Origin of the sequence: Aquibium carbonis (assembly GCF_003970795.1) — a bacterium.
Lineage (GTDB): Bacteria > Pseudomonadota > Alphaproteobacteria > Rhizobiales > Rhizobiaceae > Aquibium > Aquibium carbonis.
In genome coordinates this window covers 119,352-144,576 of sequence record NZ_RWKW01000002.1, presented here as the reverse complement: position 1 = coordinate 144,576, position 25,225 = coordinate 119,352, and the positions used below count along the sequence as shown (strand labels likewise).

Genomic DNA, 25,225 nt, shown 5'->3' with positions numbered 1-25,225 from the left:
TAGTCGCACCCTTTGCAGGGTGGCCGCCGGTTTCGTGGTCGCGTCCGTATTGGCGTTGTCGGCCTGCTCGGTGCAACCGCTCTACGGTGGTGCCACGGCTTCGTTCGCGCCCGGCCAGCCCTCCGCCCGTGTCGCGTCGATCGCCGTGAAGGCGGTTGAGACCCGCACGGCCCAGGAAGTCCGCAACCACCTGATTTTCGCGTTCAACGGCGGTGCCGGCCAGCCGGCTTCGCCGCGCTATCTGATGGAACTCGACGTTCGCGGAACGGACAGCGAGACGGCGACCGTGCAGCGCAGCAGAAGCGACAACGAGTCTTCGGCCGGCGTGGTCAAGCTCACGGCTTCCTACAAGCTCGTCGATCCGGTCACGACCGAGGTTGTGGCGACAGGCACTCGCAGCGCTACCTCCGCCTTCGACCGGCCAGTGCAGCTTTTCGCTGCCTCGCGCGCGGCGCGCGATGCCGAAAATCGGGCCGCGCGCGAACTCGCTGCCTTTCTGCAACTGGCGGTCATGCAGGATCTGGCGCGGCTTTGAGATCATGGCGATGGTCGGGAACGGCTTCGCGTCTGCCGCGTTGAATCCATCGTCGTCATTCTTGCGTCACAGATATCGGTGACACAGGGTGCGACCGGAGAAGATGTCTCATGACTCTGCAAACGTCGTCGTCTTCCATCTTCCGTCTTCTCGGAGGGCGCGCCTTTTACGGTGAAGCTTGCAAGCGCGATCTTCACGTCATCGATCAGTTGATTCACGAGCGATCGCTGAAGCTTTCGCGGCACCCGTTGTGGCCGATGATCCGGCCATTGCTCTTTCGTATCTTCCGCTACGAGGAAGCGGTGCGGATGGCGGATGCCATTGCACCGTTGCCCGGCCTTGAGGCCATGCAGTATCTGAGCAGCCTTCTGTCGCTCGATCTCACGCTGGCGGGCACCGAGAACCTGCCGGTCCAGGGCGCCTTCATTCTGGCGCCGAATCATCCCACCGGCATCGCCGATGGCATCGCGGTGTTCGACGCTTTGAAGAACCATCGTCCCGACATGGCGATCTTTGCCAATCGCGATGCCTTGCGCGTTGCCGCGGGGTTTCGAGACCTGATCATACCGGTCGAGTGGCGCGCAGGCGAAAAGTCGCATGCCAAGAGCCGCGACACACTGTCGATGACTGCACGTGCTTTCGCCGAAGAGAGAGCGGTGGTGCTCTTTCCCTCGGGCCGGATTGCCTACTGGAACGAAGGCAATCTGACCGAGCGCCCATGGCAGAGTTCGGCCGTGGCGCTGGCGCGGCGCTACGAGGTGCCGATCGTGCCGGCGCATATCACCGCGCGCAATTCCGGGCTGTTCTATTTCCTGGCGAAGCACTCGACGGAACTGCGGGACATGACCGTCTTTCATGAACTGCTGAACAAGAAGAAGTTCGGTTTCACGATCACCTTTGGACGTCCGATCCCTCATTCACGGCTCGTCGGCGAGCCGGCCGACGTCACCTCTGCGTTGCAGGCCCATACCGTCCACCGATTGCGCGAGGATCCGCATGCGGTGTTCGAGGCCTTGCCGCCCATCCGCTGACGACCGCGCCGGGCGCCTCGCGGACGGCCCACAGTCCTTCGACGGGGGGCGGGGAATCCGGCCTGCGCGGTGGCGCCGCCGTTGCGGGTCTCTTCTGGCCGGCGGCTTCGGAACCGCTTCGGCGCGTCCGCATTCCTTCAGGGTGTCGACCAAAAGGGATGAGGGATGAGAAACCTTCTGGCTATCCTCGCCGCCGTCGTTTTGACGACCGGCCTCTATGGGGCGGGGTTTTTCACCGCGTTCTTTTTCCTCAGCGCCGAGCCGACGCCGGTTTGGAAGCCGAACCGTGAAAGCGCCAGCGTCTGGACGATGGAGCCGGTCGTGGTGGCCGAGGACCAGACGTTCGAACGTCTTCCGGCGCGACCCGTCTCTGACCAGAACCTGGCGGCCCGCGCCGAGCCCAGAGTGCAGTCGATAGACGAGCAGGTCGAGCCAGTGGCCGCCGACCTTGGCTCTGATCCGGTCCAGCCGGTCGACGTAGAGGCAACGGCGTCGGTCGAGGCCGAGCGCGCCGGGGCGCGTTCCATGAGCACTGCCCATGTTCAATGGTGCGCGGACCGCTATCGGTCTTACCGCATCGAGGACAACCGCTACACCTCCTATCAGGGCGTCAGCCGGGAGTGCATCTCTCCCTATCTCGACGGAGGGGGGCCGGTTTCGGATGTCGGACAGCAGGACTATGTCGAGGAGACCGCGTCCGCGCAAGCCTATGGTCTTCCTTCCTCCCACGTCCAGTCCTGCTTCGATCGGTACCAGTCCTATCGTCCCTCGGACAATTCGTACCAACCGTATGGGGGAGGCCCGCGTCGCCAGTGTCGATAGCGCCGGTCGAAAAACGCGCTGTCACGGACGCCGCGTGCAGTCACGGGCATCTGACCGTCTATCCGGAGCGAGCGTGGTGAGAAATCCGTTGGTGGAGCTGAGGGGGGAGTATCCTTGAGCCGAAAATTGCATTGTAGCATCAGATAGTTCTTGTAATTCATGGCGATGTGGGGCACTGGCTGGGTACGCAAATGGGTACACAGAGGTAAGAAATGCCAGCACCACGCGCCGCAGATCGGCGGTTTCTTGAGCGCCACGGCAGCAAATGGCGCGTTGTCGTGGGCGTCCCTCGGGACCTCCAGGAAATGATCGGGAAGACGAAGCTGAAGCACGTTCTCCCGACCGACAGCCTGGCCATCGCCAACCAGCTGAAATGGAAGGTCGTCCAGTCATTTCACGCCGAGATCGACCGGCACCGCTCACCGCAAGACATGACGGTGGAGGCCTTGAGTTTCGCACGGCTTCGGCGTCGCGTTCAGGAGGCTGGAGAGGACGCCGCTGTCATCGATGTGGAAATTGTCAAACGCGCGGAGACCTATGCGGGGCGACCGGTCGGCACCGACGATAGCGGGCGGCCGATTTACGATCCGGCGAAACAGGTTGTCGCCGAGCAGTTTGCTGGCGTCGCCTTCGGAGAGCGCACGCCTCTCGATACGCATCGGAAGACCTATATCGACCAACTCGACGTGAAGGTCCGGACGCTCGCGGACGACGAGAGGGCGTTCGGCTACCTCATGCAGTGGTGCAAGAAAGAGGGCGTTCCCGCATTTCTAGAAACTTTCGGCAAACGCGAGGCGGTCCGGTTCGCGGACGACTTTCGGGCGAACGCGGGGAACCGATCGCCGGTCACGCTGAACAAGTACATTCTCCGGCTGAGCATGTACTGGCAATGGCTCGAAAGCCGCGGCGATGTCGATCTCGACGTGTGGAAGGGCCGAACGTATCGCGTCCCCCGCCAACTCGCCGAGGAGAAGGAGAGACCGTTCACTGAGCCCGAAATGGTGAAGCTGCTGTCAGGGCCAGCGACGCAGCACATGCACGATCTCATGCGGATTGCGGCGCTCACAGGCGCTCGCATCGAGGCGATCGTCAGCTTACGAGTGAAGGACTGCCAGAACGGCACCTTCACGTTCAAGCCGCAGAAGCGTGAACCGGGTGCGAGGGATTGTCCCATTCACTCGGCTCTCGTCAAAGTGGTGGAGCGCCGCACTGCTGGGAAAGCACCCGACGACGATCTCTTCCCCGAGTGGCCACCGGTGCGCAAAGAGGGCTCCAAGCGGGAGCGTTCCTTCAAGGCTTCGAACCACTTCACGGACTATCGCCGAGAGGTCGGCGTGGATGACAGGCAGGCCGGAAAGAGGCGCAGTCTCGTCAACTTCCATTCGTTCCGTCGGTGGTTCATCACGAAGGCGGAGCAGGCTGGCCAGCCGGAAAGCACCATTCAGACCGTCGTTGGCCAGAAAAGGGCGAGTATCGCGTTCGGCGTCTATTCGGCGGGTCCTTCGCTGGAGCAGCTTACCGCGTGTGTCGAAGCGGTGCGGCTCCCCTCGGCAACCTGAGGGAACTGGAGGACGCCGCGTTCCTCCACCGCATTTCGTTGCCAGCGCACGTTGCATCTGCGTACATCGTCGCTGTGTGATTTGGGGGAGGCGTACGAAGCGTGAACCAGCAGGCGTTGTCGGCATTCATCTGGTCCGTCGCGGACCTCCTGAGGGGGGACTACAAGCAGGCCGACTACGGCAAGGTGATCCTGCCCTTCACGGTGTTGCGGCGCATCGATTGCGTGCTGGAGCCGACCAAACAGGCGGTGCTCGCGGAGCATGCAGCCAAGACCGCCGCCGGGGTCAACCCCGAGCCGTTCATCCTGCGCAAGGCCGGGCAGACCTTCTACAACACATCCCGGCTCGACATGCGGCTCCTCATGGGCGACCAGGACAACATCGCCGCCAACTTGTCGGCCTACATCCAGGGCTTCTCCCCGGACGTCCGCGACATCTTCGAGAGCTTCGAGTTCGCAGCTCAGATCGATCGGCTCGCCAAGGCCAAGCTGCTCTACCAGGTGACCGAGAAGTTCGCCCGGATCGACTTGCACCCAGACAAGGTCACCAACCACCAGATGGGGCTGGTCTTCGAGGAACTGATCCGCAAGTTCTCGGAGCTGTCCAACGAAACCGCCGGTGAGCACTTCACGCCCCGCGAGGTGATCCGGCTGATGGTGAACCTGCTCTTCGTCGAGGATGACGCCATCCTGTCGAAGCCGGGCGTCGTGCGCACGATCTACGATCCGACGGCCGGAACCGGCGGCATGCTGTCGATTGCCGAGGAGTACCTTGCCGAGCACAACGAACACGCCCGACTGGTCATGAACGGGCAGGAGTTGAACCCGGAGTCCTATGCCATCTGCAAGGCCGACATGCTGATCAAGGGGCAGGACGTCAGCAACATCGTCTTCGGCAACACGCTGTCCGACGATGGCCATGCGGGGGAGAAGTTCGACTACATGCTCTCCAATCCGCCGTTCGGCGTCGAGTGGAAGAAGGTCGAGAAGGACATCCGCGCCGAGCACGAGCAGAAGGGCTTCAACGGCCGCTTCGGCCCCGGGCTCCCTCGGGTTTCCGATGGATCGTTGCTGTTCCTGCTGCATCTGATCGCGAAGATGCGCCCGGCGGTGGATGGCGGCAGTCGTTTCGCGATCGTGTTGAACGGGTCCCCTTTGTTCACCGGAGGGGCAGGCAGCGGCGAGAGCGAGATCAGGCGCTACGTGCTGGAGAACGACCTCCTCGAAGCGATCATCGCGATGCCCACGGACATGTTTTACAACACCGGCATCGCCACCTATGTCTGGGTGCTGTCCAACCGCAAGCCAGCCCACCGCAAGGGCAAGACGCAGCTGATCGACGGTTCGTCCTTCTGGCAGAAGATGCGCAAGAGCCTCGGCTCGAAGCGCAAGGAGATGGGCGAGGCTGACATCGCCACCGTCACCCGGCTCTTCGGTGGGTTCATCGAGGCGCGGATCGCGACCGTGGTGGACGCCAGCGGCAAGGAGGTCGAGCGGCGGGTGGTGGTCGAAGGCGAGGAGCCGCCCGTTGCGCCCGAAGGCGGCAAGGTGAAGCTCGCGCCCCTGTCGCGTATCTTTCCGAACGAGGCCTTCGGCTACCGCACGATCACCGTGGAGCGCCCCTTGCGGGACGAGAAGGGCAAGGTCGTCCTCGGGGTCAGGGGCAAGGCCAAGGGCCAGCCGCAAGCCGACAGCGCCCTGCGCGACACCGAGAACGTGCCGCTCGGCGAGGAGGTCGAAGAGTACTTCGGCCGCGAGGTGCTGCCGCATGCGCCCGATGCGTGGATCGACTATGAGAAGACGAAGGTGGGCTATGAAATCCCCTTCAACCGCCACTTCTACGTCTTCGAGCCGCCGAGGCCGCTGGAGGAGATCGACGCAGACCTGAAGCAGGTGACCGGGCGCATCCTGACGATGATCGGGGAGCTTTCGGCGTGAGCAGTCGAGCTTTCCAAGACAGTGGTATCGAGTGGATTGGACGAGTGCCAACGGATTGGCGCTTGATGCCGCTCAAGTACATTGCGACTTTTTCAGGTGGAGGAACGCCGGGTCGAGAGCGCCCGGACTTCTGGAACGGCGGCATACCTTGGGTTTCACCAAAGGATATGAAGACTGAAGTGATCGTGTCGGCAGAGGAGTCCGTAACCGAGGCGGGAGTTCAACACTCATCGACGAGTATCCAACCTCCAGACAGTCTTCTCCTCGTTGTACGCTCCGGTATCCTCCAGCACACAATCCCAGTGGCCATCAACAAGGTGCCCGTGGCGCTGAACCAGGACATGAAAGCCTTGTATTTCAACAAGGCCCTATGCCTTCCTCGCTTTGCTTTCCGATGGATACAGGGCTTCAACGAGCAATTACTACTGGCTTGGCGTAAAGCAGGCGCGACAGTCGAAAGTATCGAGCAACAATATCTTGCACAAACGATTGTTCCACTTCCTTCGCTCCCCGAGCAAGCCGCCATCGCCGCCTTCCTCGACCGCGAGACCGCCAAGATCGACGAATTGGTGGAGGAGCAGAAGCGGCTGATCGACCTGCTGAAGGAGAAGCGGCAGGCGGTCATTTCCCATGCCGTCACCAAGGGGCTCAACCCGCATGCGCCGATGAAGGACACGGGGATCGAGTGGCTTGGGGAGGTGCCGGAGCACTGGGAGCTCATTCCAACAAAGCGGCTAACCAGTCTGATAACCTCCGGCCCAAGGGGGTGGTCGGAGCAAACTGGGGAACACGGGAGCATATTTTTTCAGAGCCAGAATATCGGCCGGTTGATGGAAACGTCGTTTGCAGAATGCACACGAGTAACGGTCGATATGACGGCGGATGCTGAGAGAGCGCAGCTGATGGCGGGTGATGTAGTGGTCTGCATCACTGGCGCCAGGACTTCAGCAGTTGCCCATGTAACGGAGCTACATGAAACGGCATTCGTAAACCAGCATGTTTGTTTGGTTCGACCCGCCCATATTCAGGGCCGTTTTTTGGCCTACGCAATTTTTTCGGTGTCTGGTCAGGTACAGCTACAGTTGGCAATGTACGGCCTGAAACAAGGCCTGAGCCTTCAGGATGTTCGGGATATTGTTGTTCCTGTGCCTCCTCTCTCCGAGGCTATAGCCATCACAGGTCAATTGGATCAGTTCACGAACAGAATTGACTTAGCTATACGAGAGGCTGAGCAATCCATCACCTTACTGAGAGAACGCCGCACTGCCCTGATCTCCGCCGCAGTCACCGGCAAGATCGATCTTCGAGACACCGCAGAAGTCCATGAGGCCGCTGCATGACCGGAAGCGCGACGCGGGACATTCTCCAGCTACTCGGCTTCGAGGAAGACTGGAACGCGATGGCGGACGAGAGGCCGGGCTACACCATCGACCTCGGCAACATCCACGTGGAAGCGAGCCAGGTTGTGGGTCGCAGCCTTCGTCCCGTTTTCCTTTTCACCGGTACGGCACGGGATCACCGATTACGGAAGATGGTTGAGTTCGAGCTGCCGCTCTCTTGCGAAAGCATCGAGCAGGGCGTCGCCTTGATCGTTCGCGGTATCGGCGAGGCGGTCGAACCGGAAAAACCCACTCCTTGGTATGCCTTGGGCAGGAAGTGGCGAGACCGGCTGCCCGCCGACCTGAAGTCACCGCAGAGTTCAAACGGATGACCCTCCACCGCGAGATCAGCTTCGAGGCGGAAGTCTGCGGGCATCTCGCGGTCAACGGCTGGCTTCATGCGGATGGCGACGCGGCGAGCTACGATCGCTCCCGCGCCCTGTTTCCGGCGGACGTGGTCGCATGGGTCCAGACCTCCCAGCCCAAGGCATGGGAAACGCTCTCGAAGAACCACGGCTCGGCCGCCGAGACCATGCTGCTCGACCGTATCCGCAAGCAGCTTGACGAGCGGGGGACGCTGGACGTGCTGCGGCACGGGGTGGAACTGATCGGCCTTCGGGCTCCCCTGAAGCTCGCCGAGTTCAAGCCTGCCTTCGGGCTCAACGAGGATATCCTTGCCCGCTACAACGCCAACCGGCTGCGGGTGGTGCGGCAGGTGCGATACTCGAAGGCCAACGAGAACTGCATTGACCTCGTGCTGTACCTGAACGGACTGCCGGTCGCCACCGTCGAACTGAAGACCGACTTCACGCAGAGCGTCCGTGACGCCGTCGACCAGTACCGGTTCGATCGCCACCCGAGCCCGAGGGGGCAGTCCCCCGAGCCGCTGTTGAGCTTCCCGAGCGGTGCCCTCGTGCACTTCGCGGTGTCCAATGCCGAAGCGATGATGACGACGAAGCTCGAAGGGAGCGACACCCGGTTCCTGCCGTTCAATAAGGGTAACGAGGGCGGCAAGGGCAACCCGCCGAACGCGACCGGGCACCCGACGTCTTACCTCTGGGAGGAAATCTGGGAGCGGCATTCCTGGTTGGAAATCCTCGGACGCTACGTCGTCGCCGAACTGGACAAGAAAAAGAAGATCGCCAGCCTGATCTTTCCGCGCTTCCACCAGCTCGACGCGACGCGGAAGCTGGTCGCCGCCGTGCTCGCCGAGGGTGCAGGGGGCAAGTACCTGATCCAGCACTCGGCGGGGTCGGGCAAGACGAACTCCATCGCGTGGTCCGCCCACTTCCTCGCCGACCTGCACGACGAGCAGCACCGAAAGGTGTTCGACACGGTGATCGTCGTGTCCGACCGCAACGTGATCGACACGCAGCTTCAGGAGGCGATCTTCGGCTTCGAGCGTACCACCGGCGTGGTCGAGACCATCACCAGCGAGGGCGGGGCGAAGAGCGGCAAGCTGGCCGAAGCGCTCGCCGGGGGCAAGAAGATCGTCGTCTGCACGATCCAGACCTTTCCCTTCGCGCTGAACGCCGTGCGGGAGCTGGCGGCGACGCAGGGCAAGACGTTCGCGGTGATCGCCGACGAGGCACATTCGAGCCAGACGGGCGAAACGGCGACGAAGCTGAAGCAGGTGCTTTCCCCCGAGGAACTGGCGGAACTCGGCGACGGCGGGGAGGTCAGCAGCGAGGACGTGCTTGCGGCCCAGATGGCGGCGCGAGCGGCCGAGAGCGGCATCACCTACGTCGCCTTCACCGCGACGCCCAAGGGCAAGACGCTGGAGCTTTTCGGGCGACGGCCCAACCCGGCGGAACCGGCGAGCGATACCAACAAGCCGGGGCCGTTCCACGTCTACTCGATGCGACAGGCGATCGAGGAGGGGTTCATCCTCGACGTCCTGAAAAACTACACGCCCTACGATCTGGCCTTCAAGCTGGCCAATGCCTGTGGGGAGATGGACGACCGGGAGGTGGAGCGAAAGGAAGCAGTCAAGACGCTGATGCGATGGGTGCGGCTGCATCCCTACAACATCAGCCAGAAGGTCCGGATCGTCGTCGAGCATTACCGCGCCAACGTTCAGCCGCTGCTCGACGGCAAGGCCAAGGCGATGGTGGTGACGGGTAGTCGCGTGGAAGCCGTGCGGTGGCAGATCGCCATGCGGAAGTACATCAGGGAGCAGGGATACGACCTCGGGACCCTCGCGGCCTTCTCGGGGGAGGTGGACGACAAGGAGAGCGGCCCCGATCCCTTCTCCGAGACGAGCAAGGAACTGAACCCGGGACTGCGCGGCGACATCCGCGAGACCTTCAAGCTCCCCGAGTTCCACATCCTGCTCGTGGCCAACAAGTTCCAGACCGGCTTCGACCAGCCGCTGTTGTGCGGCATGTATGTCGACCGGCGCTTGGCCGGGATACAGGCGGTGCAGACGCTCTCGCGCTTGAACCGGGCGCATCCGGGCAAGGACACAACCTACGTCCTCGACTTCGTCAACAGCTCCGACGACATCCTGAAGGCGTTCCAGACCTACTACGAGACGGCGGAACTCGCCGGGGTCACCGACCCGAACCTCGTGTTCGACCTGAGGGCCAAGCTCGACGCTTCCGGCTACTACGACAGCTTCGAGGTCGATCGCGTCGTGAAGGTCGAACTCGACCCAACGTCGACGCAGGGCGATCTCGTGGCCGCCATCATGCCTGTCGCCGATCGTCTCCTGAAGGCCTTCAAGGGCGCACAGGAGCGCCGTCAGGCAGCGTTGGCGAAGGAGGACGACAAGGGCGCTAAGGACGCCAAGGACGAGATGGACGCGCTCCTGCTGTTTCGTGGCGACATGGGAGCCTTCGTCCGCGTCTATGCCTTCCTGTCGCAAATCTTCGACTACGGAAACACCGACATCGAGAAGCGGTCGATCTTCTACAAGCGGCTGATCCCACTGCTGGATTTCGGCCGCGAGCGCGACACGGTCGACGTCTCCCAGATCAAGCTGACGCACCACAAGCTCTCGACGAAGGGGGAGCGGACGCTGGCATTGACCGGCATGTCCGAGCCGCTGCGGCCCTATGAGGCCCCGGGGTCAGGCTCGGTGCAGGACAAGGAAAAGGCGCTGCTTGCCGAGATCGTGGAGCGTCTGAATGACCTCTTCCAAGGCGTCGATGACGACGACCAGGTCCGGTACGTCATGGGTGACATTCGCAGCAAAGTCATGAAGTCGGAAACGCTTTCGAAGCAGGCCGAACACAACACGAAGGAGCGTTTCGGCGACTCGCCCGATCTGACGAAGGCTATTGACGACGCGATCATGGACGCCTTCGAAACCCATTCAACCCTGAGCAAACAGGCGTTGGCTTCGAAGAAGGTCCGCGAGGGGATCAAGGAACTCCTGCTCGGCCCGGGGCAGCTCTGGGAGGGTCTCAGGCGACGCAGCGACCGGCAGCCGGAAGGCGTGACCGAGTAGAAGGAATGGCATGGGCAAGGGCGGATATCTCGGCGGCAGCACTGTCGTCGGCGGCTTTGGATGGTCCTCGGTAGATCCGGCTGCGGTTGGGCAATGGCAGAAGGAGGGCAAGCAGGAGAAGCGCCCCGGCACGCCAGTGGTCCACACAAGACGGAAGGGACAGAAGCGTCCAGCGAGCTTCGATACGCTGAGGATCACGTATCTAGGTGCGGTCATTGACGCGGCTCTTCGAGCGCAGCTTGCTCCGCCGTTCCCCAGGGCAGCCCAGGAGGAACTGGAAAAGGCCGTGCAGAAGGCGGGAGGGGCTTCGGAGTGGGCCCGAGCGCAGCCGGAGTTCAAGGCGATGTACGAGAAAAAGCAGCGCAAGCTTGCCAGCAAGTCGCCTTCCACGATTCCGCAAGGCGTAGTCAGTCCGAGGAAGCCCGCCAAGCCAGCAGCGCCAAGCCGCCGCATCATCGGCGATACCGGGAAGCAGAGCGTCTTCCCGCGAGACGCACTCTGCGCGGAAAGAGCGCGGCTTAGCGCCGCCATCATGGATGCCGAAAGCGAGATCAGCAGGTGCCGAAAGTTGATCGCCGGGATCGACGCGAAGCTGGAAGCGATGACGAAGCGGCGGTGATCCGACCCCGGATGTTTTGCGAAAAAATCCGTTGTGGCATCTACGCTATCCCCGAAGCCTCAACTCCCCCCGGTGGGGGTGGGTGGGATGCCGTAGGCGCATCGCTTTGACTTCCGGGCTGTCGCCAACGGCAGTACGGCGGGACGAGCGTGGGTATGCAGGGCTTCATCTCCTGCCTGAGTGAAGGCAGCTGCGCTCGCTCGACGAGATATCGCTCTCCCGCCTTCCCACTCGCCGCACCCCGGTGAAGCCATGAGGGCATCCGCCGCCAGTGTCATTAGGGCAAGCCCTCGTGGCACCCTCGCGAACCTCCCGATCATGGTTTCACACGAGTGGGTATTGATATTTGGCACTATCAGTGTCAGATAGTCATAGAACCCAATGGCACTGGAGGCTCATCATGACATCCACACTCGTCGGCTACGCCCGGACATCCACGCTCGACCAGACCGCTGGACTTGAGGCTCAGGAGCGGGAGCTGGGAGCCGCCGGGTGCACCAAGGTCTTTTCGGAGCAGCTGTCGTCGGTGGCGACGAAGCGGCCGAAGCTGGAGGCGGCTCTCGACTATGTCCGCGAGGGGGACACCTTCGTCGTGACGCGCCCCGACCGCCTCGCCCGATCGACGTTCGACCTCCTCGACATCGCCAACCGTCTCAGGGCCAAGGGTGTCGCCCTGCGCATCCTATCCCTCCAGATGGACACGAGCACCTCCACTGGAAAGCTCATGCTCACCATGCTCGGCGGCATTGCCGAGTTCGAACGCGACCTGATGCTGGAGCGGCAGCGCGAAGGGATCGCCAAGGCCAAGGCGGACGGGAAGTACAAGGGCAGAGCGCCGACGGCTCGACGGAAGGCAGCGGATGTCCGGAGGCTGCGCCAGGAGGGCATGAGCGCCGACAAGATCGCCGAGGAACTCGGGGTCAGCCGGTCGAGCGTGTTTCGCATCCTTCGCGCGAAAGTGGAGGCTTGATGAAGCGCGAAGGCATTTGGCACCACTGTGACCCGTATGGGAGCCATAAGCTGCATGGCAAATAGCGCGGTCACGGATACGAGCATCCACCGACTCTTTCGTATTTCGATCGTAGGTCGATGCGCTGGCGCAAGAAATCAATGTTCTGACGGCTTTGTGGTCCCCTCTGCGCTGCTCCCGTGCCGAAAGAAGCCAAACGCCGCAAGACGACGCACGTAATCAGACGCGCGGAAGAGCAAGGTCGGTGCTCGCCAAAGGAAGAAGTACTTTTTCGAATTGTAACTGCCCTTGCCAATAGGCGGAGCGATAAGCGAAGGAAAACGCTTCGACGAGCCGCGCACTACATCATTCTTCATCGTGAAATAGGCCGAGCGGTGCTGGAAGAAGCGCTCTAGATGCACATCGTATGGCAACCGCATAGGCAGCGCTGTTGAGAGCAGTTTACGTGCGCCGCTTCGATTGACGATGTAGGCGCGAGAAGATCCTATCGGTCCGTGCAGACAACGTCCGATCTTTCGCCCGCTGGGGAGCCGACGGAAAGTGACGAAGCCGGACTTGCGGTGGTTGCTCAGCTTGACGACTTCCGCGTCGGGGTATTCCGCTACGATTTCTCCTATGGCTTCACCAAACGTCGTATCGAATTCAGCATCATCTTCTAGCACCACTGCAAAAGCATTTTCAGAGTCAAGGAAGGCGGTAAGAGCTTTCACGTGGCTCATATAGCAGCCGAATTCGCCGCCCATAGGGGGCCGCCCATTGTATAGCTTGAAGGTTCGCTCATCGATTTTTGCAGGTTCAAAGAAGAGCGACGGACCGCGACCGTCTACTCCCGAAACTCGGACGAAAGGGATTTGTAAGGTACTCAGCTGTTCCGCTATCGCCTGCCAGCGATCAGTGGAGTCGTCTAGGTTGATCACATAGCTGCATAATGTCTTGTCTCGCACTACAGATATCCCCTGCTGTCCCAATGGTCGTCGCTTCGCAGAGGTAACACGCAGAGATTCGTCCTTCATCAAGAGATTTGCAACCGTGAGGTACCTCGGCAGTTCCGCGCCTGAAAAAGTGTCCAGCGTTCGGAAACCATCGACACGCCCATCGCTGGACAGCCGCAAACGTATCAGGGAGACGCCACCGCAGCTGTCGGCATCCCTGCGCCCAAGGCGAAGCACACACTTCATGCGTTAGCAATTCCCTCGATGCTCTCCTCCAAACAATATCTGCTGTGAATTTCCGACTGCCCTTGCAGAGTGCGGCGAAGTCATCCTATTTCACCGGCCGAACCGCGCTGTGTCGTTCAGGCCGAATGCCACGGACAAGGTAGGCCGGGCCAGATCAAAAATTCCCGTGCCCTCGTGCGTGGGGGGATGGCTACGAAAATTTTCGGACTGAATGAAACGTATCTGCAAGGCAACGGGGTGCGGCCTCGAAACATCAACACCGTTCAGCCCCCTTTGCCGATCGCACCGTGCGCGGCTGCGTCGGCATGGCGACATCGAGCAGAAGGGCATTACCAAGGCCGATCTGCTGCCGTTCATCGAACGCGTCGACAAGCGCCGAGAGAAGAACCCCGAGAGCCCCCTATGGGAACACCTCGAAGCCCGATGGGCGACGATCGTGCGCCACGCGAAGGCGGTGGTTGCCGACTTCAACAGCGGTCGGGCGTTGAACAAGTACGAGGTGGAGGCCGCACGGGAAGCCCTTGCGATCTCCAGGGATGCCACGGCCCGGGAAGTCGTCGATGCGGCGCTCGGCATGTACCTCATGCAAGGGCTGGAGCCCCTCCGCTTCCGCTCCGATGAAGCCTTCTGGACGCAGCTTGTTCGTCGGGTGCGCGGGATTGCCTCTCGTTCCTCGGGGAAAACCATCAACGCTAAGGGGACGGTTCGGCCCCTATACCGCGAGATGCCCCCGAGGACGTCCCTAGTGCTCCAGGGGTGGCTCAAGGAGGCGTTCGGGGCGGCAGGGTTGCGTCTGGTGCAACTTGAGGAGCAGGAAGCCGAAGCCGAGCGGGAAGAACGGCGGGAGTACCGGAAGGCGCTTGCCGCCCTGAAGTGATCCCTGCGGGACCCTACCCCGTCCCGACTGAACCAGGAAGACCCATAGGACCGGAACTGCTGATGCCCGTTACTGAGAATGCCGACGATGTCGTTGAGGCGCTCGCTGCACTCCGGCAAGCCCTCGCCGAGAACCCCGAGGCCCCTTGCTCCCCCACCGTCTTGAACATTGAGGAATTGTTCACGGCCGAGGAGGTGTTTCAGCCTCGTGAAATGTCGTTCAGGGAGGGAGAGGAGGAGGATCACCTAAAGGTCCTGACGAAGGCGATCGGGAAACGGGAGGCACCCTACTATCTCGACCCCATCACGGTCTGGTGGGGTGGTGATGGCTGGTACGTGCTCGACGGTCACCATCGCAAGCTTGCCTATGAGAGGGCGAAGGTTCACGAACTGATACCCGTCGCGATATTCGAGGGGAGCCTTGAGGAGGCGATGGCAGAGGCTGCCTCGCTGAATTCGAAGGACAAGCTCCCCATGCGCCACCGCGAGAAGATGGAGAAGGCATGGCAGCTAACCGTCTGCACCAGTTTGCCGAAGAAGCGGGTTGTCGAGGTTTGCGCTGTGGCCGACGGTTCCGTTGCTACCATGCGCCGCGCCCGCAAGATACTTCTGGACGCCGGGAGGACCGAGAGCGACCTCGTCGAAATGGGCTGGGATGATGCGCGTCGGGAAGCCGAGGGGAGGGAGAAATCTCACATCGATCCGGACGACGCGATGATGCTACGCGCTCGCGGGTTCGCCAAAAGCCTCGCCAGGGCGGTCGGCAATCGACCCTTCAAGGACCCCGAGGCATTCGCGGTTGCCCTCGGACTTCTGGACGAGCGTCTCCCACGGCAACTGCTGGAAACCTCGGCGTGGAACGAAATCGTCATGGAGTACGTGGGGGAGCCAGCTGAGGACGACGAGGAAGACGGCGACTACTAGCAACGCTATGCATGCCTACATGTGCAATATGCATAGCCAGTTGTGTGAAGGGTTCGATCTTCGAGTGGGTGATCTGCACCGCAACGGCTTAGGGCAGCTGTGTTCGGTTTGGAGGCGGCTGAGTCGCGGGGCTGAGCGAGGTCCTACCCGCAAAGGCCGTGGGTACGCAAGCTGGGTACGCGAGTGGGTACTCACGACCCCGAGTGCCTCGGGTAACATCTTGATTTTACGAGCAAAATAAGCGTCTAACCATCCACTGGTGGAGCTGAGGGGGATCGAACCCCTGACCTCGTCATTGCGAACGACGCGCTCTCCCAGCTGAGCTACAGCCCCGACCAGCGGATGGCCGGCTTGTACGAGCGCCGGCCGGCCGCTGTCAAGCGCGACGCGCGGCGGACAAGACCCGTCGTCGATCCGCCGGCCACAGCCGCTGACCCGCAATCGGCGTCCTGGTTCCGGGGACTGGCCTTCGCATCCGCGTCAACAGTGCGCGAGGGCGTCCCTTGCCCCGGCGGCGGTCAATGGCTACATGTCGCGAAACCGATCGGAGACCGGCATGGTTGCGCTTATCCAGACCCTTCTTCTGGCCTTGGACATCTACTGGTGGCTCATCATCGCCTCGGCGATCTTCTCGTGGCTCTTTGCCTTCAACGTCATCAACTCGCGCAACCAGTTCGTGGCGACGATCGGCGATTTCCTCTATCGGGTCACCGAGCCGGCGCTGAGACCTATCCGCCGCATCATGCCCGATCTCGGCGGCATCGACATCTCGCCCATCATCCTGTTGCTCATCCTTTTCTTCGTGCGCCAGCTCATCATCACCACGATCGCGCCGGCGCTGATCTGAGTCGTGTACTTTCGCACGGCCAAGGACGGGCTCGACCTGTTCGTACGGCTGACGCCGCGCGGCGGTGAAGATGCGATCGAGGGTGTGGAGACCACGTCAGACGGGCGCTCTCATCTCAAGGCGCGAGTGCGTGCGGCTCCCGAGAAGGGCGCGGCCAATGCGGCGCTGGAAAAACTCCTGGCCGCCGAACTCGATCTGGCGCGCCGGTCCGTCAGCGTCGTCGCCGGAGAGACGGCAAGGTTGAAGACCGTTCGCCTAACCGGCGACGCGGCCGCGATTGCAGGCCGGCTCTGTGCTCTGGCGGAGAGGCCTTGAACCGCAGGCGCCGTCGGTCGCGCAAGCCGCTTGCTCCGCGCCCGCGACCGGTCGCTTCGTCCACCCAGTGATCGGGGCGGAGCAGGATCAAGGCGGTTCCCAATTCCGGTCCAGTTGCGCTAGTCTTGGCGCGTATGGTGACCGGGAGCGACAGGGCCATGAACGAGTTCGCGCGACATCTTCGACAGACGGTGCTGACCGCGCTCGCTGGACTGCTTCTTGCTGCCCCAGCCGCGGCGCAGGAAATCTCCAGCGCCTACACAGACCTCGTCATCGAGGAGCACTGCACGACCTATGCGGAGGCCGCGCCTGACGAGGGCGGCGACTGGGCGAACCTGGTCTGCACCGGCTATCGCGGCTATCCGGTCTTCGTCTTCTACGGCGATGCGCGCGAATCGCTCTTCTACGGCTTTCCGCCCGCCGGAGACCTTGCCCCTGCATGGGAGAGCTTCGACGGCTTCAATTCCACGGGGCCGAAGATCGAATGGCGGCTGGAGACGCGGGGCGACCGCAGCGTGCCCTTCGCCACCATCCATCGCTGGTTCGTGAGCGATCCGGACGATCCGGACGAACAGGTGCAGGTGCTGGTCGTGGCAAAGGTGGGCCAGCCGCAGGAGCGGGACGGCTGCGCGGTCGGCTATGTCGTGGCACAGGGCAATGGCGACGCCAATACGAAGGCGCGCCGCGTGGCCGACAGCGTGGCGCGCGATTTCGTCTGCGGGGCAGACCAGCCGTCGATCGAACAGGGCAGCGTGGCGCTGCCCTCGTTCACTCGAACGGAGAACTGACCGGGACGAGGCAAGGCGCGGCGCGACGCGCCGCCACGCCCGACTGACGGGCTGCGGGGGTCAGCCGGCCTGCTTGCTGCGCTCGATCGCCTCGACGATCATCTGCTTGGCGTGGTCGGCATCGCGCCAGGAGCCGATCTTCACCCATTTGCCGGACTCCAGGTCCTTGTAGTGCTCGAAGAAGTGCTCGATCTGCATGAGCGAGATCTCCGGCAGGTCGGTGTAGTTGAGAACCTTCTCGTAGCGCCGGGTGAGATGCGGCGACGGCACGGCGATCACCTTCTCGTCCTGGCCAGCATTGTCCTCCATGATCAGGACGCCGATCGGACGCACGTTGATCACGCAGCCGGGGATCAGCTGGCGGGTGTTGCACACGAGCACATCGATCGGATCGCCGTCGCCCGACAGCGTGTGCGGCACGAAACCGTAGTTTCCCGGATAGGTCATGGAGGTGTAGAGGAAGCGGTCGACGACGAGCGTTCCGGCCTTCTTGTCCATTTCGTACTTGATCGGCTGACCGCCGACCGGCACTTCGATGATGACATTGACGTCGTCAGGCGGGTTGTCGCCGATCTCGATCGCTTCGATGCGCATGGAATTCAACTCCTTCAGGGTCGAGCAGGCGCATAGCTTTTTGTGCAATGCAGCGCAAGCCTGCCGCGGCGCGGCGGAATTCGGTCTGCCGATGCCCGGCCGCGCTCAATCCCAGACGAAGGCGACCTTTTTCAGTGCGCGGTGGTCGAACACCTCGACGCCTTCCGCGACGTCCCTGCCGCCCGCGCCGTGATAGAAGGACAGTGCGGTTCCGTTGTCCTCGAGCGCCCAGACGACGAGGCCCTTCAGTCCATGCCGGGCAAGGCGGTCCCGCGCCGCGGCAAAGAGGCGACTGCCAAGACCGATGCCCTGATATTCTGGGCGGATGTAGAGTTCGTAGATTTCGCCTTGATGGGGAAGTTCGCGTGCGCGATTGCGCCCGAGCGTGGCATAGCCCACGACCGCGTCGCCCACCTCGACCACGAGAATCGCCGACGCACGCCGAATCGCATTCTCCCACCATGTTCGTCCGCGCCGGCCGACCATCTTGTTCAACGCGCGGTGCGGAATGATGCCGGAATACGCGCCCAGCCAGGCTTCCGTGTGCACGTCCGCTATGGCCGAGGCATCCTTTTCCTCGGCGCGGCGAATGTCTATGGTCAGGGTGGTCTTCATGATTTGTTAACCTTACCGCCGCCACCGGCAGGCACGCAAGCCGCCGCGGATCAAATCCTCCGCTTCGTCCAGCGTCCGGCAATGTCGAACACGCGGGCTTTTGCGGGTGAAGGCAATGCTCTAGAACGGCAGGCGAAACGGAGATGGCGGATGGGAAGAAAGCCGAACGAGGCCGAGGAGTCGCGACGGATTCTCAACCGGATTTCCCAGGAGTCCGATCCATCCGGTTCACTTGCAGTCCGGACGGCGAAGCGTGTCGAGCGGCACATGCGGGGCGCAGACGCCGATCAGGCTGACCCGATCGAGGTCTGGGGCACGCGGATCGGGCGGGGCTTGAGCCTCGTCCTGTTCGTGGTCCTCCTGGGCTGGCTCGTGTCCTACTTCATGGGCGGCTGATGCGATGAACTCTCCCGAAAGCGCGGCGCCTCGCGCCGTCATCGTGATCTCGAGCCACGTCGCTCGGGGCTCGGTGGGCAACCGCGCCGCCGTCTTCGCGCTCGAGACGCTCGGGCATCCCGTCTGGGCCGTACCCACGGTCATCCTGCCATGGCATCCGGGCCATGGCCGCGCCACGCGCATCGTGCCCGAAGATGGTGCGTTTTCGGCGATGATCGACGATCTCGCCGGTGCTCCGTGGATCTGGGAGGTCGGCGCCGTCCTGTCGGGCTATCTCGGCTCGGCCGAGCAGGCAAAAAGCGTGGCGCGGCTGGTTTCCTCCCTCAAGCGCCGCGATCCCAGGATCCGCTATGTCTGCGACCCCGTCATCGGCGACAGTGGCGGGCTCTATGTCCCGGACGCGCTCGCCCGGGCGATCCGCGACCTTCTCCTGCCGTTGGCCGACATCGCGACGCCGAATCGGTACGAACTGCAATGGATCGTGCAAGCGCAGCTCGACACACCACGGACGGTGATGGAAGCGGCGTTGATGGCGGGTCCGCCGACGATGCTCGTCACCTCCGCGCCTGCCCTGATGGCGGGCGGCATCGGCAACCTGTTGATCACGCCTTCGCATGCCTGGCTGGCGGAGCATCGAATGATCGAGCGGCCGCCGAACGGACTTGGCGATCTGACGGCCGCGGTGTTCCTTGCGCGATTGATGGCGGGTGAAAAGCTGGACAAGGCGCTCCAGTCGACCACCGCTTCGGTCTTCGAGATCCTGGCGCGGACGGCCAAGCGCGGCGCCGACGAACTGCAGATCGAAACGGATGCCGGCAGCCTGTCGCATCCGATGGCCATGGTGCACATGCGCCAGTTGATGCACCCGAGCCGGGACCGGCGGGCGTGACGCGAGCGGTATCGTCGTTTCGCGCAGTGGCTGGCGTCGACGGCTGCAAGGCGGGCTGGATCGCGGTGATTCGCCGGGCGGAGGAGAGCGACCTCGAGGCCTCGGTTTTCCTTCGTTTCGAGGACATCGTCGCGGCATTACCCATCGACGCCGTCATCGCCGTCGACATGCCGATCGGCCTGCCTGATCGCATTTCAATCGGGGGGCGGGGGCCTGAAAGGCTGGTGCGAGAGAAGCTCGGCGCCCGGCAGTCGAGCGTCTTCTCGATTCCGTCGCGGTCGGCCGTCTACGCCGAAACCGCCGCGTTCACGACGGTCGATGCATGGTATGCCGCGCACCGTCGCGCAAGCGTCGTCGCGCGCGCCACGTCCCATCCGCCGCGTGCCATTTCCATCCAGGCCTTCGGCATCTTCGGCAAGATCCGCGAACTGGACGAGGTCTTGCGAACCCACACAGGGCTCGCCGAACGGGTGATCGAATCGCACCCGGAAGCCGCCTTCTGGCGCCTGAACGGCGGGCGCGAGATGCAGACACCGAAGAAGATCAGGGGCCAGGTGAACCCCGCGGGCATGGAAGAGCGCAAGGCGCTCCTGTCCGCCTGCGTCATCGGTCGCGCCTTCCTCGACCGCGCGCCGCCGCGCGGTGCGGGCGCGGACGATTTTCTCGACGCGGCGGCCATGATGCTGGTCGCCGAGCGACATGCGCAAGGACGGGCGTCACCCTTTCCGGATCCGCCGGGGCGCGATTCCTTCGGACTGCCGATCGCAATCTGGACCTGAGCGGTTCACGGGCGTTGACGAAGCCCGGCCTTTGACGCAAGGGGAAAAACATGGAGCATCTGCCGGACCACCTTCTTTCGGGCTATCGCAACTTCATGGGCGGTCGCTATTCGACCGAAACGAAGCGCTATCGCGAGCTTGCTGCGACAGGCCAGAAGCCGATGACGATGGTGATCGCCTGCTGCGATTCACGAGCCGCGCCGGAGACGATCTTCGACTCAGGGCCGGGCGAACTGTTCGTCGTGCGCAACGTTGCGAACCTCGTGCCGCCCTACCAGCCCGATGGCGGCCATCATTCCACGTCGGCGGCACTCGAGTTCGCAGTGCAAAGCCTGAAAGTCAAACACATCGTCGTGCTCGGCCACGGACGCTGCGGCGGCATCCAGGCCGCCCTCGATCCCGGAGCCGAGCCGCTGTCCCCCGGCGACTTCATCGGCAAGTGGATGAGCATGGTGGCGCCCGCCGCCGACATCGTGGCGAACAACAGCATGATGACGGTGGGGGAGCGGCAGACCGCGCTGGAGCGTATTTCCATCCGTTTCTCGATTGCGAACCTGCGGACCTTTCCCTGCGTCAAAATCCTCGAGGACAAGGGCCGGTTGTCGTTGCACGGTGCCTGGTTCGACATTTCGACGGGCGAATTGTGGGCGATGAATCGCCAGTCCGGCGATTTCGAGCGCCCGGGAAACGGCTGAGCGGTCGAGGGACGACGGCCGCGTCAGCCCGCTCTGGCGAGCGCCGCCAGCCGGCCGGCCGCGCTTTGGCGATGGTGCGCATGGCAGATCGCAATGGCCAGGGCGTCCGCGGCATCGTCGGTGTCGAAGGTGGCGCGGGGCATCAGGACCTTCACCATCATGTGGATCTGCCGCTTGTCGCCATGTCCGACGCCAATGACGGTCTTCTTCACCGCGTTGGGCGCATATTCTGAAACGGGCAACCCGGCCAGCGCTGGCACCAGCATGGCGACGCCGCGCGCCTGACCGAGCTTCAGTGTGGCAGTGGCGTCCTTGTTGACGAAGGTCTGCTCGACGGCTGCCTCGTCCGGTCGCTCGGCGTGGATGATGCCGGCAAGTCCGTCGTGCAGCTGGCACAGCCGGGAGGCAAGGTTGGCCTTGTCGTCGGACCGTATCGTGCCGGCGCCGAGGAAGCGCAGCGAGTTGCCGCAAGCCTCGACGATGCCCCATCCGGTGCGTCTGAGGCCGGGGTCGATGCCGATGATGCGAATCGTTTCTGCCATGGACCTATCCTATGCGGGTCGAGGACCATTGCCATGCCGAAGTGAACAAATGAGAAACATATCCAATGCTGCCGGCGAGGGGGCGGCTCGAAACCGTCTCGATTCGCGAAGCCATCCGCCGTGTTGACACACCTGCCCGATCTCGACGCGGCGCTTTGCGGGCTTCTTGCCACCGTGCTGCTGGCCGGTATCGCACGCGGGCTCTCGGGCTTCGGCACGGGCATGATCGTGGCGCCCGTCGCCAGCGCGCTCTACGGTCCGCAGGTCGCCATCGTCATCATCGTCATCATCGATTCACTGCCTGTGCTGCCGGTGACGTTGCCGGCCCTGAAGCATGCACGCTGGCGGCAGGTTCTGCCGGTCGCGGCGGGGCTGTTCGTAATGCTGCCCTTCGGCATCATGATCCTGAAGTCCGGCGATCCGGTCCTCCTGCGTTGGGCGATCTCGCTTGCGATTCTGGTCTGCGCGGGGGCGCTGTGGAGCGGTTGGACGTGGCGAGGGCCGCGCAACGCTGCCGTCGCTGCGGGGATCGGCGGCCTGGCCGGACTGTTGGGCGGCATTGCCTCCATTCCGGGACCGCCGGTGATCCTCTACTGGCTTGCCTCCGGTCTGCCGGCAGCGCTGCTGCGGGCCAACCTGCTGACCCTGTTCTTCCTCAGCGAATTCCTGTCGATCGGAAACCTATGGGTGGCCGGACTGTTCGAACCTGCGCCCGTGATGCTGGGGATCGTTGCCGCCCCGGCTTACTTCGTCGGGCTCTGGCTCGGTGCGCGGCTCTATGGCCTGGGCAGCGAAGCGACCTACCGGCGCGTGACGTTCGGTCTCATCGCCGCTGCGGCCATCATGGCGCTGCCGGCCACCGAGTGGTTTTTCAGGGGGGCTGTCGCGCTTTTCGGAAGCTGATCCATCGACAGAGGCCGGTCGAGCTTCTGTTCGCGGTTGGTCAGGCGCGGCCGAAGGCCGTGGCGAGAAGCGTGATCTGGTCCGAAACGGGATTGACGCGGACGGGCGCGGCGGCCAGCGCGCCATTGCCGTAGATTTCGGCGTCCATGCGGCGCACCAACCCCTGGAGGCTCAGCGAGCGTTCGACCAGAGACTTGAATGCCGCGGGCAGTTCCTCCCAGCCGGGGACGTTGTCTTGCACCGAGGCGGTGTCGAGCCGAACCTTGGCCTTCTCGGCCGCCACCTGGTCACGGGTCATCTCACCCGAATTGGCGGCCCGCTGCAGGAGCAGCCAGGAGGCGATCTGCATCAGTCTCGTCGTGAGGCGCATCGATTCGGCCGCGTAGAGGGTGGCTGCGATTCGGGACAAGGACTTGGCGGCGGCGCGACCGTCGCCGTCGAGATATTCGGCGGTTTGCTCCACCAGCCCCATGCCCTCGTTGTAGAGCGGCTTGAAGGAGGCCGAGAAGATGCGACGCTCGGCCAGCTTGATCGTGGTCGCATCGTGCCGGACAGGTTCACTCATCACATCACCCCTGAAAAGCTGCGTGGCGGAACTCCCCGAACGCCAGTACGCGTCCGCCGTTCCAGCCTGAAGTCTGGTCTGGCAAAAATGCGCGTTCTCCCACCGCAAGGCAAGACGATGTTTAACAGAAGGTTAATGCCGCAGGGCGGGCGCGGGGACACGACGAGAAAGTGGCGGCGACGCGCGGAAAAAAAGAGCCGCGCGAGGCGGCTCTCAGGAGTCAAACACCAAGCCACCAGCCGAGTGGCCCCAGCCGCCCGACGGGTATCCAGAAGACTGGATCAACATAGTAAACGCCCGTAAAGCCTAATGCTTGGTTAACAGGCAGCAAAGGAAACCCGGTCTTTTTGGCTTCATCGGTTTAGCCCACGATTTTAATGCAATTCTACTTGGCCCGTGCGTCTCCGTGACAAACTCGGTGCGCCGTTTCTGAACGGGGCATCGTGGCCAGGGCATGACCCGTTCTTTCTCGCCGAAATCGGTCCGCCCTGTTTGTAGGCGTGTTCCCCGAAAGGCCGGCACACGTTGGTACGCCTACTTTCAATGTAGCTAAAATAACACAGTGCTGACGTAACTTCGCCCATTTCGTCGAATGAACGCGCCGGGCCGGCGTCGTCGTGTTAAGCAAGATCCAATTGGAACGACAGGAGAGAATGATGCGGAATTTGGTTCGGACTTCGGCGATCGGCGCGCTCATGCTCGCGGCTGGCTATGTCTCGTCGGCGAACGCGGCCGACGCGGTGGTGTATGAGCCGGTGGTGGCCATGCCGGCCGACATGTACAACTGGACCGGACTCTATGTCGGCGCGCAGGCCGGCTATGGCTGGGGCGACGCCGATTATACAACCAATGCCGGGGGTGGCTCATCCGGTAGCTTCGACATCGATGGTGCGTTCGCCGGACTCAATCTCGGCTACAACATCCAGCATGGCTCCTGGGTTTTCGGTGTCGAGGGCGACGTTTCCTGGTCGGGGATCGACGGGGCGGGCATCGCGTTCGATACCGACGATATCAGCGCGGAAATCAAGTGGATGGGGTCGCTGCGCGGACGCCTCGGCTACGCTTTCGATAACGTGATGCCTTACGTGACCGCCGGCGTGGCGGCTGCGGACACAGAGATATCCATATCCGGCCAGATGAATGCAAGCGACAGCAACATGCATGTCGGCTGGACCGCTGGCATCGGCGTCGAGGTCGGGCTTTCGCGCAACATCAGCACGTCGCTCGAATACCGATACACCGATCTGGGAAGCAAGGACTACGCCTTCGCAAGCAATGTCGTTGCCACCGGTTCGGGCGAACTGCACACGGTGGGCGCTGCGCTGAAGTGGCGCTTCGGCCAGTAACCGGATCACACATGCACGGTTTCAGGGTCGCCTTCGGGCGGCCCTTTTCGTTTGTGGCGACGAAACGGGGCCGTGTGAGCCGGCCCCGCTCGTCATGCCTTCACGATTCTTGAAGCGCCGATCCCGGGATGCGGCGTTCCATCTGTGCGGGTTCGCGCCAGATCGCAGGAAGCGCGATCGCCGCGAACAGCAGAACGCCCGCGAAGAAGCCGATCGACGAGACCGCCACCACCGGCTCGACGCTGGTGTTGCCCGCTAGCAGGAAGAAAAGGCCGACGACCAGCGCGACGCCGGACACGCCCTGCAGCCAGAAATGGACAGTAGCCAGCCGCGATCGGCCGACCAACGGAAACAGATGGTAGAAGAAGGCGAAGACTGACGACATGAGCCATCCGGCGACCATCGCATGGGCATGGACGGGCATCTGGCCGTGGTCGTGGGTGATCGACATGTGGAGACCGAGGACCAGTCCGCCAATGGCGTAGAGAATGGCGAGACTGAAGAAATTGCGTGCAGCGCCCTGCATTTGCGTATGCCTTTCGTTGTTTGATCATTCGGCCGCGATACCATTCGATTCGGCTCGAAAGGCTTCATCACGGCGTCGAGACGCTGTTTGTCCGAAAGACGAATTCGCAACTGTTAGGTATTTCGCTCAGCGCTGAAAAAGCGA

General features: G+C 62.8%; 27 protein-coding genes and 1 tRNA gene. 21 read left to right on the top strand and 7 right to left on the bottom strand.

All coding sequences use genetic code 11. The features are described 5' to 3' along the window. Positions 1-19: 19 nt before the first annotated feature. The 10 genes from EJC49_RS01130 (at position 20) to EJC49_RS01085 (ending at position 12,303) form a co-directional block, all read left to right on the top strand. On the top strand, positions 20-535 hold the full coding sequence (locus EJC49_RS01130) for an LPS assembly lipoprotein LptE (RefSeq protein WP_245453209.1): 516 nt from the start codon (positions 20-22) through the stop codon (positions 533-535). Between the two features lie 110 nt (positions 536-645). After that, positions 646-1,566: a 1-acyl-sn-glycerol-3-phosphate acyltransferase gene (locus EJC49_RS01125; protein WP_126697604.1), complete on the top strand. Its 921-nt coding sequence runs from the start codon at positions 646-648 to the stop codon at positions 1,564-1,566. Between the two features lie 165 nt (positions 1,567-1,731). Then, positions 1,732-2,388 (top strand): BA14K family protein, encoded by a 657-nt coding sequence (locus tag EJC49_RS01120; RefSeq protein WP_126697697.1) that lies wholly within the window; start codon positions 1,732-1,734, stop codon positions 2,386-2,388. Positions 2,389-2,600: 212 nt separating this feature from the next. Further along, positions 2,601-3,947, top strand: a complete 1,347-nt coding sequence (locus EJC49_RS01115; RefSeq protein WP_126697603.1) for a DUF6538 domain-containing protein — start codon at positions 2,601-2,603, stop codon at positions 3,945-3,947. A gap of 101 nt (positions 3,948-4,048) precedes the next feature. Continuing rightward, positions 4,049-5,884 carry a type I restriction-modification system subunit M gene (locus tag EJC49_RS01110; RefSeq protein WP_126697602.1) on the top strand — a complete coding sequence of 612 codons (1,836 nt, stop codon included), beginning with the start codon at positions 4,049-4,051 and terminating at the stop codon, positions 5,882-5,884. Continuing rightward, positions 5,881-7,224 carry a restriction endonuclease subunit S gene (locus tag EJC49_RS01105; RefSeq protein ID WP_342635333.1) on the top strand — a complete coding sequence of 448 codons (1,344 nt, stop codon included), beginning with the start codon at positions 5,881-5,883 and terminating at the stop codon, positions 7,222-7,224. Before EJC49_RS01110 ends, EJC49_RS01105 begins: the two co-directional genes overlap by 4 nt. Then, on the top strand, positions 7,221-7,595 hold the full coding sequence (locus EJC49_RS01100) for a hypothetical protein (protein ID WP_126697600.1): 375 nt from the start codon (positions 7,221-7,223) through the stop codon (positions 7,593-7,595). The genes EJC49_RS01105 and EJC49_RS01100 overlap by 4 nt, the downstream gene beginning before the upstream one ends. Then, entirely contained in the window at positions 7,592-10,714 is a 3,123-nt protein-coding gene (locus tag EJC49_RS01095; protein WP_126697599.1) for a type I restriction endonuclease subunit R, read from the top strand. The genes EJC49_RS01100 and EJC49_RS01095 overlap by 4 nt, the downstream gene beginning before the upstream one ends. 10 nt (positions 10,715-10,724) lie before the next feature. Further along, a complete protein-coding gene (locus tag EJC49_RS01090; protein WP_126697598.1) occupies positions 10,725-11,333 on the top strand; it encodes a hypothetical protein in 609 nt (202 codons plus the stop codon). Positions 11,334-11,733: 400 nt separating this feature from the next. Then, the gene (locus EJC49_RS01085) at positions 11,734-12,303 is read left to right on the top strand and encodes a recombinase family protein (protein WP_126697597.1); all 570 of its coding nucleotides are present in this window, start codon (positions 11,734-11,736) and stop codon (positions 12,301-12,303) included. A 137-nt stretch (positions 12,304-12,440) separates the two neighbouring features. Here the strand turns inward: EJC49_RS01085 and EJC49_RS01080 are convergent, their stop codons facing one another. Continuing rightward, entirely contained in the window at positions 12,441-13,247 is an 807-nt protein-coding gene (locus EJC49_RS01080) for a glycosyltransferase family 25 protein (RefSeq protein ID WP_170314559.1), read from the bottom strand. A 445-nt stretch (positions 13,248-13,692) separates the two neighbouring features. Here EJC49_RS01080 and EJC49_RS01075 point away from each other — a divergent pair, with 445 nt between their 5' ends. Then, positions 13,693-14,358, top strand: a complete 666-nt coding sequence (locus EJC49_RS01075) for a hypothetical protein (protein WP_126697595.1) — start codon at positions 13,693-13,695, stop codon at positions 14,356-14,358. A gap of 62 nt (positions 14,359-14,420) precedes the next feature. After that, positions 14,421-15,281 (top strand): hypothetical protein, encoded by an 861-nt coding sequence (locus tag EJC49_RS01070; protein ID WP_126697594.1) that lies wholly within the window; start codon positions 14,421-14,423, stop codon positions 15,279-15,281. 257 nt (positions 15,282-15,538) lie between these two features. On the opposite strand, the gene EJC49_RS01065 is transcribed toward EJC49_RS01070, so the two are convergent. Further along, a tRNA-Ala gene (locus EJC49_RS01065) sits at positions 15,539-15,614 on the bottom strand. A 223-nt stretch (positions 15,615-15,837) separates the two neighbouring features. Between EJC49_RS01065 and EJC49_RS01060 the strand changes: the two genes are divergently transcribed. From EJC49_RS01060 to EJC49_RS01050, 3 genes are all read left to right on the top strand, one after another. Continuing rightward, positions 15,838-16,128 carry a YggT family protein gene (locus EJC49_RS01060; RefSeq protein WP_126697593.1) on the top strand — a complete coding sequence of 97 codons (291 nt, stop codon included), beginning with the start codon at positions 15,838-15,840 and terminating at the stop codon, positions 16,126-16,128. Between the two features lie 3 nt (positions 16,129-16,131). Further along, the gene (locus EJC49_RS01055) at positions 16,132-16,443 is read left to right on the top strand and encodes a DUF167 family protein (protein ID WP_126697592.1); all 312 of its coding nucleotides are present in this window, start codon (positions 16,132-16,134) and stop codon (positions 16,441-16,443) included. Positions 16,444-16,601: 158 nt separating this feature from the next. Then, positions 16,602-17,231 (top strand): hypothetical protein, encoded by a 630-nt coding sequence (locus tag EJC49_RS01050; protein ID WP_245453207.1) that lies wholly within the window; start codon positions 16,602-16,604, stop codon positions 17,229-17,231. 60 nt (positions 17,232-17,291) lie between these two features. On the opposite strand, the gene ppa is transcribed toward EJC49_RS01050, so the two are convergent. Then, entirely contained in the window at positions 17,292-17,825 is a 534-nt protein-coding gene (gene ppa / locus EJC49_RS01045; RefSeq protein ID WP_126697591.1) for an inorganic diphosphatase, read from the bottom strand. A gap of 105 nt (positions 17,826-17,930) precedes the next feature. After that, positions 17,931-18,440 carry a GNAT family N-acetyltransferase gene (locus EJC49_RS01040; RefSeq protein WP_126697590.1) on the bottom strand — a complete coding sequence of 170 codons (510 nt, stop codon included), beginning with the start codon at positions 18,438-18,440 and terminating at the stop codon, positions 17,931-17,933. Between the two features lie 150 nt (positions 18,441-18,590). Between EJC49_RS01040 and EJC49_RS01035 the strand changes: the two genes are divergently transcribed. Genes EJC49_RS01035 through EJC49_RS01020 form a run of 4 tightly spaced genes read left to right on the top strand, consistent with a single transcriptional unit; the run spans position 18,591 to position 21,199 of the window. Next, the gene (locus EJC49_RS01035) at positions 18,591-18,836 is read left to right on the top strand and encodes a hypothetical protein (RefSeq protein ID WP_126697589.1); all 246 of its coding nucleotides are present in this window, start codon (positions 18,591-18,593) and stop codon (positions 18,834-18,836) included. 4 nt (positions 18,837-18,840) lie between these two features. After that, positions 18,841-19,725: a pyridoxal kinase PdxY gene (pdxY, locus tag EJC49_RS01030; protein WP_126697588.1), complete on the top strand. Its 885-nt coding sequence runs from the start codon at positions 18,841-18,843 to the stop codon at positions 19,723-19,725. Continuing rightward, positions 19,722-20,504: a DUF429 domain-containing protein gene (locus tag EJC49_RS01025; RefSeq protein ID WP_126697587.1), complete on the top strand. Its 783-nt coding sequence runs from the start codon at positions 19,722-19,724 to the stop codon at positions 20,502-20,504. The genes pdxY and EJC49_RS01025 overlap by 4 nt, the downstream gene beginning before the upstream one ends. Positions 20,505-20,554: 50 nt before the next feature. Further along, positions 20,555-21,199: a carbonic anhydrase gene (locus tag EJC49_RS01020; protein ID WP_126697586.1), complete on the top strand. Its 645-nt coding sequence runs from the start codon at positions 20,555-20,557 to the stop codon at positions 21,197-21,199. 23 nt (positions 21,200-21,222) lie between these two features. Here the strand turns inward: EJC49_RS01020 and ruvC are convergent, their stop codons facing one another. Further along, on the bottom strand, positions 21,223-21,741 hold the full coding sequence (gene ruvC / locus EJC49_RS01015; RefSeq protein WP_126697585.1) for a crossover junction endodeoxyribonuclease RuvC: 519 nt from the start codon (positions 21,739-21,741) through the stop codon (positions 21,223-21,225). Between the two features lie 120 nt (positions 21,742-21,861). Here ruvC and EJC49_RS01010 point away from each other — a divergent pair, with 120 nt between their 5' ends. Beyond that, on the top strand, positions 21,862-22,644 hold the full coding sequence (locus EJC49_RS01010; RefSeq protein ID WP_245453206.1) for a sulfite exporter TauE/SafE family protein: 783 nt from the start codon (positions 21,862-21,864) through the stop codon (positions 22,642-22,644). Positions 22,645-22,684: 40 nt separating this feature from the next. Here the strand turns inward: EJC49_RS01010 and rcdA are convergent, their stop codons facing one another. After that, the gene (gene rcdA / locus EJC49_RS01005) at positions 22,685-23,209 is read right to left on the bottom strand and encodes a protease adaptor protein RcdA (RefSeq protein WP_126697584.1); all 525 of its coding nucleotides are present in this window, start codon (positions 23,207-23,209) and stop codon (positions 22,685-22,687) included. A gap of 635 nt (positions 23,210-23,844) precedes the next feature. Between rcdA and EJC49_RS01000 the strand changes: the two genes are divergently transcribed. Beyond that, positions 23,845-24,555 carry an outer membrane protein gene (locus tag EJC49_RS01000; protein WP_126697583.1) on the top strand — a complete coding sequence of 237 codons (711 nt, stop codon included), beginning with the start codon at positions 23,845-23,847 and terminating at the stop codon, positions 24,553-24,555. 100 nt (positions 24,556-24,655) lie between these two features. Here the strand turns inward: EJC49_RS01000 and EJC49_RS00995 are convergent, their stop codons facing one another. After that, complete coding sequence (locus tag EJC49_RS00995; RefSeq protein ID WP_126697582.1) at positions 24,656-25,081, bottom strand: hypothetical protein; 426 nt, start codon at positions 25,079-25,081, stop codon at positions 24,656-24,658. Between the last annotated feature and the right edge of the window lie 144 nt (positions 25,082-25,225).